12 protein-coding genes and 1 tRNA gene are annotated in these 12,058 nt (G+C 60.4%); 4 read left to right on the top strand and 9 right to left on the bottom strand.

Annotated features, from left to right (window positions below; genetic code table 11):
• Positions 1-158: 158 nt before the first annotated feature.
• The 6 genes from BEN47_RS20960 to BEN47_RS11480 all read right to left on the bottom strand — a co-directional run bounded on the left by BEN47_RS20960 (position 159) and on the right by BEN47_RS11480 (position 5,216).
• Positions 159-389 (bottom strand): hypothetical protein, encoded by a 231-nt coding sequence (locus BEN47_RS20960; protein WP_125921637.1) that lies wholly within the window; start codon positions 387-389, stop codon positions 159-161.
• A gap of 61 nt (positions 390-450) precedes the next feature.
• Entirely contained in the window at positions 451-1,098 is a 648-nt protein-coding gene (locus BEN47_RS11500; RefSeq protein ID WP_070728563.1) for an HD domain-containing protein, read from the bottom strand.
• 149 nt (positions 1,099-1,247) lie between these two features.
• Positions 1,248-1,841 (bottom strand): EamA family transporter, encoded by a 594-nt coding sequence (locus BEN47_RS11495; protein ID WP_239691572.1) that lies wholly within the window; start codon positions 1,839-1,841, stop codon positions 1,248-1,250.
• Positions 1,842-1,928: 87 nt separating this feature from the next.
• A tRNA-Thr gene (locus BEN47_RS11490) sits at positions 1,929-2,001 on the bottom strand.
• A 131-nt stretch (positions 2,002-2,132) separates the two neighbouring features.
• Entirely contained in the window at positions 2,133-4,559 is a 2,427-nt protein-coding gene (locus tag BEN47_RS11485; RefSeq protein ID WP_070728561.1) for a DUF349 domain-containing protein, read from the bottom strand.
• Between the two features lie 99 nt (positions 4,560-4,658).
• Positions 4,659-5,216 (bottom strand): YqgE/AlgH family protein, encoded by a 558-nt coding sequence (locus tag BEN47_RS11480; RefSeq protein ID WP_070728560.1) that lies wholly within the window; start codon positions 5,214-5,216, stop codon positions 4,659-4,661.
• Between the two features lie 374 nt (positions 5,217-5,590).
• Between BEN47_RS11480 and pdxH the strand changes: the two genes are divergently transcribed.
• The 4 genes from pdxH to BEN47_RS11460 all read left to right on the top strand — a co-directional run bounded on the left by pdxH (position 5,591) and on the right by BEN47_RS11460 (position 10,017).
• A complete protein-coding gene (pdxH, locus tag BEN47_RS11475) occupies positions 5,591-6,241 on the top strand; it encodes a pyridoxamine 5'-phosphate oxidase (RefSeq protein WP_070728559.1) in 651 nt (216 codons plus the stop codon).
• A gap of 66 nt (positions 6,242-6,307) precedes the next feature.
• Positions 6,308-7,627, top strand: coding sequence for a DUF1015 domain-containing protein (locus BEN47_RS11470; RefSeq protein WP_070728558.1), 1,320 nt, complete (start codon positions 6,308-6,310; stop codon positions 7,625-7,627).
• Entirely contained in the window at positions 7,624-8,205 is a 582-nt protein-coding gene (locus tag BEN47_RS11465; RefSeq protein ID WP_239691571.1) for a Maf family protein, read from the top strand. Before BEN47_RS11470 ends, BEN47_RS11465 begins: the two co-directional genes overlap by 4 nt.
• A 36-nt stretch (positions 8,206-8,241) precedes the next feature.
• On the top strand, positions 8,242-10,017 hold the full coding sequence (locus BEN47_RS11460) for a hypothetical protein (protein ID WP_125921636.1): 1,776 nt from the start codon (positions 8,242-8,244) through the stop codon (positions 10,015-10,017).
• 78 nt (positions 10,018-10,095) lie between these two features.
• On the opposite strand, the gene BEN47_RS11455 is transcribed toward BEN47_RS11460, so the two are convergent.
• Genes BEN47_RS11455 through BEN47_RS11445 form a run of 3 tightly spaced genes read right to left on the bottom strand, consistent with a single transcriptional unit; the run spans position 10,096 to position 11,989 of the window.
• Positions 10,096-10,524 (bottom strand): EamA family transporter, encoded by a 429-nt coding sequence (locus BEN47_RS11455; protein ID WP_070728556.1) that lies wholly within the window; start codon positions 10,522-10,524, stop codon positions 10,096-10,098.
• Positions 10,521-11,003 (bottom strand): hypothetical protein, encoded by a 483-nt coding sequence (locus BEN47_RS11450; RefSeq protein ID WP_125921635.1) that lies wholly within the window; start codon positions 11,001-11,003, stop codon positions 10,521-10,523. Before BEN47_RS11450 ends, BEN47_RS11455 begins: the two co-directional genes overlap by 4 nt.
• The gene (locus BEN47_RS11445; RefSeq protein ID WP_094123028.1) at positions 11,000-11,989 is read right to left on the bottom strand and encodes an NAD(P)H-dependent glycerol-3-phosphate dehydrogenase; all 990 of its coding nucleotides are present in this window, start codon (positions 11,987-11,989) and stop codon (positions 11,000-11,002) included. Before BEN47_RS11445 ends, BEN47_RS11450 begins: the two co-directional genes overlap by 4 nt.
• Positions 11,990-12,058: the final 69 nt, after the last annotated feature.

Here is a 12,058-nt window from a genome sequence, read left to right as displayed (position 1 = left end):
GCAGGTGAATGGTTCTTTATATGCGTGCGAAGTTACAACAAAAAGGCCGTAACGACAAGCGCTACGGCCTTTTTTGGGTACTATCCCAGCTCCTCGCGGGTGGGTATAACTTCAACTCGTAATCCAGGGAAGCCGTGCCCACCGGCTATGGGGCATTCTCACTTCAAGGGCTTACTCTTGTCGCTGGAATGCGTGCCCGACTTGGGATTGTGGGTCTTGATTTTCTCGCCAATGGCGGGATTTTGCTTTTTGAATATCGGCTGGCCCCGGTACTTATTGCCGCTGTGCATGTGCACCTTGCGTACGTGGCAGGTTTCAATGGGACAGGTTCGGCAACTGCTGACGACTAATAACAGCACACACGGCACCAGGCGGAGGAAAAGCTTCATGCTGCAAAGGTAGTGGCTGGCAACACCCCTCGCCTATCCGCAGCCCGTACACCACGTGCCGCTAGTCCTCACCGTCCCACTCGGCCAGGAACCTGGCCACGTAAGCTTCCATGAATTCGTGGCGCTGCGCCGCAATCTGCCGGGCCCCGTCGGTGTGCAGCCGGTCTTTGAGGTGGAGCAGCTTTTCGTAAAAGTGGTTCAACGTGGGAGCGTCGTTCTTTTGGTAGCTGGCGAAGCTGTCGTGGGCCACGGGCACAATGACCGGGTCATGCAGGGGCCGCCCCTTGTGGCCACCGTAAGCAAACGCCCTTGCGATGCCAATGGCCCCGATGGCATCGAGTCGGTCGGCGTCCTGCACCAAAGCGGCCTCGATGGACGACACTGGCGTTTCCACGCCCAGCCCCTTGAAGGACACTTCCCGGATAATCGTTTGCACCTGTGCAATCACGGCCTCCGGCACATGCTGGCTGGCTAGCCACTCCCGGGCCGCCCGGGGGCCGGCTTCGTAGTCGCCGTCGTGAAATTTCCAGTCGGCAATGTCGTGCAGCAGCGCGGCCAACTCGGTCACTTCAAGGTTGGCGGTGGGCTCGGCCTGGGCCAGGCGCTTGGCCAGCAGCCATACCCGGCGGATGTGGGCCCAGTCGTGACCACTGCCTTCGTCGGCAAATTTCTGTTCAATAAATAGGGCGGTGGCAGTGATAGTATCCAAGGGGAAAATTTGGGGTATTAAAATAAGAAGAAGTGGGAAGTCGAGAGCGTGTAGTTGATACGCGTTTCGGGTCGGTTAGTAGGAAATTTTCAGCAAGCAGAGAGCAAGGTAACAAGCTCCCCACAGTGTGGTGAGCAGGGTATGGCTCTCTATACTTCAACAAGAGGCGGGCGCTTGGGGGCCGTGACAGTAGCCCCAACACTGGCCACCATGACGAGCACAACCGATAGCCACTGCCCCCAGCCCAGGTGCTCGCCCAGGAATACCAAGCCGCACAGGGCCGCCGCGGCCGGCTCCATACTCATAAGCACGCTGAATGTGCGGGCCGGGAGCCGCCCAAGCGCATTCATCTCCAGGGTAAATGGCAGCGCGCTCGATAACGCCGCCAGGGCCAATCCCGCCAAAAGCAAGGGCACGGTAAGGTGCTGCAGCCCACCGCTAACCATCGTAAAGGGCAGCACCGTCACGGTGGCGAAAATCATCCCAATGGCCACGGCCCCACTGCCCGGCATCACAGCTGCCACGCGCCCACCCAAAACGATGTAGGCCGCCCAACTGGCCCCGGCTAATAGCGCATAAACCGCTCCGAGGACATCGACGCCGTGAGGCGTCCAGGGGGCAATCAGGATAAATGTGGCATTGGCAGTTTCACACGCGTAAGCTGATTGGCAAGTCAGAAAGTCTGTCACCCTGAGCTTGCGTAGGACCTTATTAGGCTTGTCATGCTGAACCCTGCGAAGCATGACAAGCATGACAAGCCACATCGAGAATTTTAACCATAAAAAAAGCCTTGCAAATCCAAAGACTTACAAGGCTTTCACAACATCACGAGCCTCCTGCCGGGATCGAACCAGCGACCTACTGATTACAAGTCAGTTGCTCTACCAGCTGAGCTAAGGAGGCATTGAGGTGCCACAAAAGTAAGCAACGGAAGGGCTTTTGCCAGCTTATTTGCGGACCCGGACAAAAAAGAAGCCCGCCACTGGATGTGGCGGGCTTCTTTTCAATTGACTAACAGCAATTTTACCGCAGGGCTAGCTGCGAATAATTTTTAATTGCTTCTTGAGGGTTTCGATGCGCTTCTGGCCTTCGGCGATGCGGCCCTGGTATTCCTCGCGCAGTTGGTTGGCATTTTTTGAGCGGGCAAAGAAATCCAGGTTGGTTTGCAGCGTAGCGTGGTCGTTCTCCAGCTCGTTGATTTCTTTACGCAGGGCCATTTCCTTGCGGGTGAGCTGCTGCTGGGCCTGGGGACGGGCCTTGAGGCGGCCTACTTCCACCTGAAAAAGCAAGTCGGCCCGGTCGGCGTAGCTCAGGCCGGGCACGTGGTCCAGGTATTTGCCCAGAAAGGACACGAGCTGCTCCTCGCTGCGGTCGGAAGTGCTGCCACCGGGCTGCTCGTCGGTGGGGTCGAACTCGGCCGACCACCCCGCAACGATGTCGCGGTAGCCTTCAAGCGAACCGGGGTTCTCGGCGGTCAGGGCATTCACCTGTTCGCCAATTTTATCGAGGTGCGCGGTTTGCTCTACCGAGGACTGCTGCACTCTCTCGTCGCGCTGGCGGGACTCGTGGCGCGGGCGGTCAAATACGGTGTCGCAGGCGGCGCGGAAACGGTGCCACAGCTTATCGGCGAGCTTGTCGGGCACGCGGCCCACGTCTTTCCACTCCTTTTGCACCCGGATGATAACCTGACGGGCCGCATCGGCATCGGGGTTGTTAGCCGCTTCTTCGGCTTGCTCAATGAGCGCCACTTTGGCTTTCACGTTCGCCGACTTCTCGTTGTCCAATGACTTGAAGAATTCGTTTTTGCGGTTGAAAAAAGCTTTATAAGCGGCCCAATACTGTTTATTGAGCGCATCGGCCTGGGCCCGGGGCACCAAGCCGGCGGCTTCCCACTCGACCTTAATTTCCTGCAGCTCATCGGTTTTCGAGCGCCACAGATTCACGCGGTCGGTCTCAAAGGCCGCGAAGGGCAGCACCCGCTCAAGCAGGGCCTGCTTCACCAGCAGGTTGGCCTTTTCCTGGGTGGAACGCTGGTCCACGAACTCCTTGCGGCGCTGGTGCAGCACGTCGGAGGCGGCAATGAAGCGCTGCCAGAGCGGCTCGCGCTGGTCGTTGGGCACGGGGCCGATGTGCTTCCACTCCTCGTGCAGCTTGGTGAGTTCGTCCAGGGCTTTGTTGATGCCCGGCACCTGGGCCAGGGCGTCGGCCCGCTTGATGAGGGCTTCTTTGGCCTCCAGGTTGCGGCGGCGGTCCAGGTCCTTCATCTCCAGGAACCGGCCCTGCTTGCTGTAATAAATATCGAGCAGACCGTGGTAGGTATCCCAGATAGCCTGGCTATCGGACTGGGGTACGGCCCCGGTAGCTTTCCATTCGGCCTGCAATGCCTTGAGTTTGGCAGAGCTGTCCTTGGTTTCGGCCCCTTCCACCAAAAGGCGCAGCTGGTCGAGCAGTTCCTTCTTCTTGCTGAGGTTGTCGCCGCGGCTGGCGTCTTCGGCTTTGGCGTCCTTGGCGCGGTTCTCCCGAAATTCCTGCAGGGCCTTGTTCAGCTCCTGCTGGCCTTCGGGCTGCTGGAAAGCAAAGGCTTCGGCGCCCTCGCCGCCTTCAGCAAATTTCTGGCGGGCGGCACTGCGGGCCAGACCCACGTTGGCTTCGTACTGGCGCGTGAAGTCCTGAATCTGCTTGCGGTTCTGGCGGGCCGTGGGACGACGAATCAACTCCACCAGGTAAGCGGCTTGAGCGGGCAAATCCAACGCGGTGAAGTCAGGCGCAACGGACTCAGATGTTTCGGAAGCTTCCTGCTCGGCATCGGCCGTTTCATCGGCGCCGGTGGCGGGCAGGGCGTTGAGTGGCGTTTCTTCTGAAGTGGTCAGGTTGGCCAGGGCTTCCGGGGCATCATCCAGGTCCTGCGCATCGTGCAGGCTGACGGTGGGCAGCTCTGGGGCCTGCTCCTCCACGGTAGCATTGGGCGGCGTGCTCAACGACTCCGGGTCGGGCACCGGCGCCGGGTCAGCAGGCGTGGTGTGCTCATCGGCAGGCAGCGCCTCGGGATAGGGCGTGACCGGCAGTTGCTCGGTGCCAATGCTGGAATCATCGCCGTAGTGGGCCAGGGCACGGGCCCGCGAAGCGGAGACCGGATGGGCCTTGTCCGACACGGAGTGGGGTACGTGCAGGGCCGTTTCGGCGGCAGCAGCAGCTTCGGGCGTGCCGGCATCGGGCGTTGAGAGGGCGTCCGAGGCCAGGGGCTCGGCGGTGCCAGCCCCGGCGGGCTGGTCGGCGGGCAGGGCGGGCGTGCCCTGGGCTGGCATCTCAACTTGCCCTTCGGGCGTGGCCTCACTGGCCGAAGCCGGCGCGGCACCTCCCTCAATCTCGGCGAGACGGCGTTGCAAAATGGTCATCCGGTCTTCGCCGGAAGGGTCGGTACCGCCAGCAAGCGGAGCGGTGGGGTTTTCTTCAGCAGCCATAAAAATTCGTAAAAGCCGGCCCCGCGATGGAGGCCAGAGAAGAGAGCAAAAAAAGAATGGAATATAACAACGAAAATAGCACCGCCCGTGCTGATAAGGCTAATTGAGGCGGGGGTCGACGGGATAGTTGGCCAGGACTTTAAACCGGCCGCCTTTTTCGCGTAGGATGTCCCGCCAAAAGGCATCAGATGCCAAAGTAAACACTTTCCCGGCGCTTGCGGGGTGACGTATCCAACTCTGACCCTGCATTTCGCCCGCCAGCTGGCCCACACCCCAGCCCGAGTAGCCCGCAAATAGCCTCACTTCATCGGCCGCCACATCGCCGCTGCCAATGAGAGCGAGTAGCAGCATAAAATCACCACCCCAGTACACGTCTTGGCCCAAGTGGGCAGCACCGGGCAGGTCGGAACGGCGGTGCAGGTAGTGCAGGGTATCAGGTTCCACGGGGCCGCCCACATGGATGGGCAGGCCTGCTGCTGCGACTCCGGTTTCCGGCGGCAATTCCAGCACATCGCCCAGCGTGAGCGAGGACAGCCGGTTGAGAACTAATCCAAAGGTGCCGTCGTCGGGCTCATCGCGGCACAGCAGCACCACACTGCGCTCGAAATTGGGGTCGCCCAGAAAGGGCCGCGAGATAAGTAGGGTACCTGGCCGCATAAGAGTGAGCTTAAAAGGAGGAGGTGAATTGTTGTCTGTTGCTGGTTGTCAGTTGCTAGCCTGCTGAAGTTGTGTTGGCAGAATAATGAGCTTGGGGAACGGCAACTCATTTCCTCTTGAGTGGTTATTCGCAAGGCAACAGGTATACGATATCTGAGCCCACCGAGCCAAACCGCAGTACTTCGCAACAGGCCTATAGAAGGTAGTAACTTGCGGCCGAAAAAGTATTTCAGGTTTTTCCCTGGTTTACCAAGACTATTGGATTCCTGAAAATGTTCCCTGGATTGCTGGCTGCCGGCCGATAAGTATTGCTTCCAGAATTTTGATTGACGACCTGCCTGGCAGGCGTTGTTGCATTGCCTGACTTCCCAAACATGACCGACCCGCACCTTGCCGACCTGCGCAAAACCTACGCGCAGCGCACCCTTTCCGAAGCCGACGTCCTGCCCGACGCCGTTCAGCAGTTCCGCGTGTGGCTGGATGAAGCCATAGCTGCCCAACTAGACGAGCCCACGGCGCTCACGCTGAGCACGGTTTCGGCGGCGGGCCAGCCTTCCTCGCGGGTGGTGCTGCTGAAAGGATTGCCCGAAGAAGCCGGGTTCCTGTTCTACACCAACTACGAATCACGCAAAGGCCAGGAGCTCAGCGCGCACCCGCTGGCGGCGATGAACTTCTTCTGGCCCGGCCTGGAACGGCAGGTGCGGATAGAAGGCCGGGTTGAAAAAGCACCCGAGGCGCTGTCGACTGAGTACTTCCAGAGCCGGCCCCGTAGCAGCCAGCTCGGGGCCTGGACCTCGCCCCAAAGCCAAGTGATTGGCAGCCGCGAGGAGCTCGAAGCCCGGGAAACGGCCATGGCCAGCGAATTTGGGGCACAGGACCCGCTGCCCCGGCCCCCGCACTGGGGCGGCTACATTTTGCGGCCCCACCGCCTGGAGTTCTGGCAGGGACGCCCCAGCCGCCTGCACGACCGGATAGCCTACGAGCTGGACGGCACGGCGTGGCGCCGCAGCCGGCTGGCCCCCTAGTGGCGGCGCGCGGGCCTCGCTCCTGCTACGGCCGTGCTTTTCTTCCGACATTACCCTTCCGACCCTGTGGCCGAAATACAACCCCTGCGCGGCTGGCGCTACAACCCCACGCTCAGCGCCAACATTGACGAGTACGTTTCTCCGTTGTTCGACGTGGTATCGGCCAGACAGCGTGAAGCACTATACCGCAACCCGCTGAACTCCATTCACCTGTCGGTGCCGCAGGCCCAGGACCCGGCCGCGGCCGCTCTGGCCCGGCTGCAGGAGTGGCAGGCCACCGGCATACTGCGGCAGGACCAGCTACCCGGCATTTATGCCTATTATCAGTATTTCCGGCTGCCGGGCAGTGGCCGCGAGTATTGTCGCAAGGGCTTCATGTGCCATATTCGGGCCTACGACTGGGCCGAAAACGTGGTCCTCCGGCACGAAAATACTCTGCCGGCCTCAGTGAACGACCGGGCAGAGCTCCTGGCTCGCACCCAACTACAAACCAGCGCCACGCATGGGCTGTACCGCGACGAGGATTTTGAGCTGGAAGCCTACCTGGATGAGGCCATGCGTTCGCCGCTTTACGAGACCGAGGAGGACTACCAGGGCGCCCGCGACGTGTTGGCCGTTATCCAGAACGCGGCCGTTATCCGGCGTTTCCAGGAGGTACTGGGGGCGCGGCAGGTTATTCTGGCCGATGGCCACCACCGCTACGAAGGCTCCCTGGCGTACCGGCACGCCCGGGCCGCCGCCGGCAATACCACCGGCCACGAACCCTGGAACTATCACCTGATGTACCTGACCAATGCGGCGGCCGACGACCTGCGCATTCTGGCCACGCACCGCCTGCTGCTGGATATGAACGGCCTTTCGAGCGAAGAAATGCTTGGCCGCCTCGCGGAATATTTCACCGTGCTGCCTAAGGAAGATGCCAACGACCTGCCGGAAATTATTGCAGGCAAACGCTGGGCTTTCGGCCTGTACCTGGACGGGCAGGCTTATAAGCTCCGGCTCAAGCCCGAGGCGCATGCACTACTAAATTGGGACACTACTGATGAGGTGAAGAACCTGGATTTGACTGTGCTCCACTTTTTCGTTCTGGAAAAAGTGCTGGGCATTGTGGGCCCCGATAACCAGCGGGCCTGGCCGGGCGTGGCGTACGTGCGCAACTTCACCGAGTGCCTGCAGCGCGTGGACCGCGGCGAGGCCCGCGCCGCGTTCATCGTCAACGAAGTGACTATGACCGAGGTAGAGGCCGTGTGTCATTCGGGGGCGGTGATGCCGCCCAAATCAACCTTCTTTTACCCCAAAACCATCGGCGGCTTCCTCTTCAGCAGCATTGCCGGGGACGAAGCGGGCAATCTTTTTGCCGAACAATTCCAAGTCCCCACCGCGTGAAACTAGTACTTGCCTCCAACTCGCCCCGCCGGCGCCAGCTGCTCACCGACCTGGGCCTGACTTACAAAATCCGCCTGCTGGAAGTAGAGGAGGACTTCCCGGCTCACCTGCGCCGCGCCGAGGTTGCCGAATACCTGGCGGCCCACAAAGCCGCCGCCTACATTCCGGGCCTGGCCGCCGATGAATTGGTGCTCACCGCCGATACCATCGTGTGCCTCGACAACGATGTGCTGAACAAACCGGCCGACGTGGCCGAGGCCACCGCCATGCTCACCCGACTGCAGGGCCGGGCCCACGACGTTTTTACGGCCGTGTGCCTGCGGTGCGGCGATGGCCGCCAGGTGGTATTCTCCGACCAGACCACCGTTCATTTTCGCGCCCTCAGTCCGGCCGAGATAAGCCATTACATAGCCACCGCCCAACCTTTCGACAAAGCTGGCGCCTACGGCGCGCAGGACTGGCTGGGCATGGTGGGCATCAGCCGGCTTGAAGGCTCCTATTTTACGGTGATGGGCCTGCCCACGCATCGCGTGTGGGAAGAGCTTGAAAAGCTGGGCGCCCTGCCCACCCGCGGCTAAAGCAGAGCGTAGCGGCATAACATCAAATTTGATTCAGTGACAAGGTTTTTAGTGGTTTTTGGAATTGGCGTGCTCGCGCTGTGCACCGGCTATGCGGCCTTGGTGCTGGGCCGCGCCAGCTACGCCGAAGTACAGGCGATGGACCTCCTCTTCCCCTTTTACAACGAAAAAATCCGGCTGTTTTCAGCGGCGGAGTTCAGGCAGGCCCAGCTGGTATTGTCCGGTGCCGGCTTGCTTTTTTCCGTCATGTTCGGCGTGGCCATTAAGTCGAGCAGTTCCCGCCAGGAATTCAAGCTGTTGGGCGCTGAAATCAACACGCTATGGCAGGAGCTCACCCAACGTATATTCAGCCTAACCCGGACGCAGCGCCTGTGGGCGGGACTGATTTTGGTAGCGCTTACGGTGGTGCGGGTGTTTTTCAGCTTCGATAATCCCGAATACGACGACGCCGTGTCGTACGAAGTGTTTGTGAGCAAGGGGCTACTGGCCACGGCGGCCTATTACCCCATTCCCAACAACCACGTCCTGTCAAATACCATCAGCGTGCTGTTTCATCAGCTCAGCCCGCAGTTCTGGTGGAGCATGCGGGTGCCGGTGCTACTTACCTGCACGGGAGTCACGGTGTTCCTGTTTGCCGGCCTATTGCGACTGGCGGGATTTCGGGTGGCTTTGGCGGCCACTGCCCTGTTTAGCTGCCTGCAGCTCGGCCTCTACCATGCGGGGGTGGGCCGGGGATACTGGTTGATGATTGGTTTTGCGGGGGTGGTGTTTTTTAGCACGCTTGTGCTTACCGCGAAGGCAGGACGCCATCGGGCGGCCTGGGCGGCAATGACGCTGGCGGGCATCCTGGGTTGTTACACGGTGCCGCCGTTTGTGTACGTGTTGGCGTCGGCATTTTCCTGGCTGGGCATTGCTATGATTCGCCGCCGGGACTGGCCACAATTGGGGCTGGCGGTGATAGTGGGCGGAATTATTGGGGCAGGCACGGTGGCTTTGTATGCGCCGCTCCTATTCGTGGCCGGGCCGGGGCACTTGCTGGGCAATGGGTACGTGGCCTCCCTCACGCCAGCGCGGTTTTGGGCGGGCATTCTCGATTATGTGTGGCACAACGAGGGTTTCCTGGCGGGGCAGCGGTCGCTGGGGCCCCTATTCGTTACCATCCCGGTGCTCGCGTTGGTGGGCAGGCTGTGGTACTTGTCGCGCCAGCACCGGCTGCCCGTGGCGGTGGAGCACCGCCTGTGGCGCTTGGGCTTGCCGGCGCTCTGGTTTATGAGCTTCCCATATGCCCTCATTGTAGTGCAGCGCGTTTTCCCACCCGAGCGGGTAATGCTCTACAAAGCATTTTTCTTCTTTATCCTGGTGGGCCTGGTGCTCGACTGGCTGCTTACCTACAGCGCCGAGGCAACGCGCCGACTGCTGCGGCCCCTCCTGGCCCTCGCCATCACCGTATTTGTGGCCTACGAAACCTATTCGGTGGTGCGCGTGAATCCCGTAGCACGCGCCAGCAACGGCGCCTACCACGCCGGCCTGCAGTGGCTGGCGGGGCAGCCCTCCGGCCCGGTCTTGATTCCCGAACCTACCCACAACTTATTTTTTCGGTTTTATGCCCACTCGGAAATGCCCGAACGCCAGTGGCAAATCGACAGCGACCAGCGCGGCACAACCCGCTACCGCTACGTGGTGGCATTCCCCAACAAACGGGGCTACTTCCAGCCGCTGTTTAACTTTCCGCCCGCCTACCAAAATCAGGAAGTAGAAATCTACCAGGTACCTGCATATCTTTCGCTCAACATCAAACCCTGGTTTCACTAAGAGCAGTTCTCAGGTTGGTATACGGGCTACTGCTGAGCCCATACACTAACTTGAGCACTGCTGTGAGGGCCTATTTGCTTAGTGCCCGCGCGCCAGCAATGCAATACCAGCCACAATCAGCACGAGGCCGCCGGCCTGCGGCACCGTCAGGGCCTCCCGCAACACCACCAGGCCCAGTACAGCCGTGAGCAACACCGAGCCGCCCACGATAACCGGGGTACCCACGGAGGAATTCACGCCGCGTTGAAACACCACAAAAGTCAGGATTTCGGCCAGGCCAACGCCCACACCGGCCAATGCAGCCAGCCCCAACCCCTTGGACGTGATGATAAGCGGCTGGCCCTGCAGCTTCAGGTAAAGCAGCCACCCGGCCCCCAGGCCCGCAGCCACCAGCTGCAGCACCACCGCTCCCACTGCCGCCGGAATGTGGTCGGCGGCCAGCTTGATAAAAAAGTTGTAGAGCGCTAGGCACAGGGCCGTGAGCAAAGCAAGCGGAAGCCAGTTCATTTTGTTGGGTTGCGTTGCTGGGGCAGAATAGCAGCAGGCTTTTTTACGGTCCGTTTTCTAAGGAGGTAATTTTTCATCCATTCCTGGTTGAGTGCAATAGTTTTGTTGTGATAATTCCTCATGCCAGCAAAATGCACGGCGCAGGGAATTAAAAGCATAAGCGGCAATACTTTCAACCACAGCGCGACTTTTCCGGCGCGCGCCTGGTGCCTAAGAATAAGAATACCCGAAAACCAGGCGTTAAACCCCACCCCCGCCGCCGCGATGGCAGCCAACAACATGCCGTGAAACGTATCAAAATCCGCCGGCGTCAAGCCCGCACCGCCTTCAAGGGCCGGCAGCACCGAAGAATTGGGGATGAGCGGCGCATACGTCCAGACCGGCGCGAACCATAGCATGTGGCTGGCAGCAATGACTACCGCAGACGCTGCAGCTCCGCCTACGCTGATTAGAAATAATCCGTTGGCCGTGATTCTCACCGCAGTTTCTCTTTTAGTAATTCCATCTCCACAGCCGGCGAAATCCGCTCGTAGAGGATGTTGTAGGCCGCTTCGGTTATTGGCATGTTCACCTTCAGCTTTTTATTGAGCTCGTGGATGGACTTGACGGCGTAGTAGCCCTCGGCTACCATGTTCATTTCCAGCTGAGCCGATTTCACGGAGTAGCCCCGGCCCACCATGCCCCCGAAGGTGCGGTTGCGCGAAAACTGCGAGTAGGCCGTCACCAGCAAGTCGCCGAGGTAGGCCGAGGCCGACAAATCGCGCGGTTGCGGGCTGATGACCTGCAGAAAGCGCCGGATTTCCTGCACGGCGTTGCTCACCAGCACGGCCAGGAAATTGTCGCCGTAGCCCACCCCGTGCGCAATGCCACCGGTGAGGGCAATGATGTTTTTCATCACCGCGCAGTACTCGATGCCGTCCAAATCGGTGGCGGGGTGCGCGCGCACGTAGCGGTTGCGCAGCAGCTCGCAGAACTCCTGGGCCAGCTCGGCATCGGGCGAGCCGATGGTGAGGTAGCTCTGTTTTTCGAGGGCCACTTCCTCGGCGTGGCACGGCCCGGCAATTACGCCCAGCTGGTTCCGGCCCAGCTTAAACCGCTCGGCCACGTAGTCGGTCACCAATTGGTTTTTGCCCGGAATCATGCCCTTAATGGCCGACACCACCCGCTTGTGCTTGAGGGCATCGCGCCCCAGCTTATCGAGCACCGGCTGCACGAAGGCAGCAGGCACGGCCAGCACCAGCCAGTCGGCGTCCTCAATGGCATCCTCCAGGTCGCTGCTGGGGTACACCCGGTTCAGGTCGAACTGCACGGCCGAGAGGTAGCGGCGGTTGTGGCGGGTGCGCAACAAGTGCTGCACGTCGTCTTTTGAGCGCAGCCACCAGTCCACGCGGGAACCGTTTTCGCTGAGAATTTTAGTGAGAGCGGTGGCCCAGGAGCCCCCGCCGAGCATGGCTATTTTTTCCAAGAGTACAGAACTGGTGAGTAAAGAGCCGCAAGAACGTAAAATCCCTCTCCTTTTCTAAAGAGAGGGATT

It is taken from the genome of Hymenobacter lapidarius, assembly GCF_001816145.1.
Lineage (GTDB): Bacteria > Bacteroidota > Bacteroidia > Cytophagales > Hymenobacteraceae > Hymenobacter > Hymenobacter lapidarius.
The sequence above is the reverse complement of the archived record's forward strand: the minus strand, read 5'-3'. Positions and strand labels throughout refer to the sequence as shown.

Coding starts and splice junctions, on each gene's coding strand:
- BEN47_RS20960 (WP_125921637.1), bottom strand. CDS start 389: ATGAAGCTTTTCCTCCGCCTGGTGCCGTGTGTGCTGTTATTAGTCGTC.
- BEN47_RS11495 (WP_239691572.1), bottom strand. CDS start 1,841: ATGCTTCGCAGGGTTCAGCATGACAAGCCTAATAAGGTCCTACGCAAG.
- BEN47_RS11485 (WP_070728561.1), bottom strand. CDS start 4,559: ATGGCTGCTGAAGAAAACCCCACCGCTCCGCTTGCTGGCGGTACCGAC.
- BEN47_RS11480 (WP_070728560.1), bottom strand. CDS start 5,216: ATGCGGCCAGGTACCCTACTTATCTCGCGGCCCTTTCTGGGCGACCCC.
- pdxH (WP_070728559.1), top strand. CDS start 5,591: ATGACCGACCCGCACCTTGCCGACCTGCGCAAAACCTACGCGCAGCGC.
- BEN47_RS11455 (WP_070728556.1), bottom strand. CDS start 10,524: ATGAACTGGCTTCCGCTTGCTTTGCTCACGGCCCTGTGCCTAGCGCTC.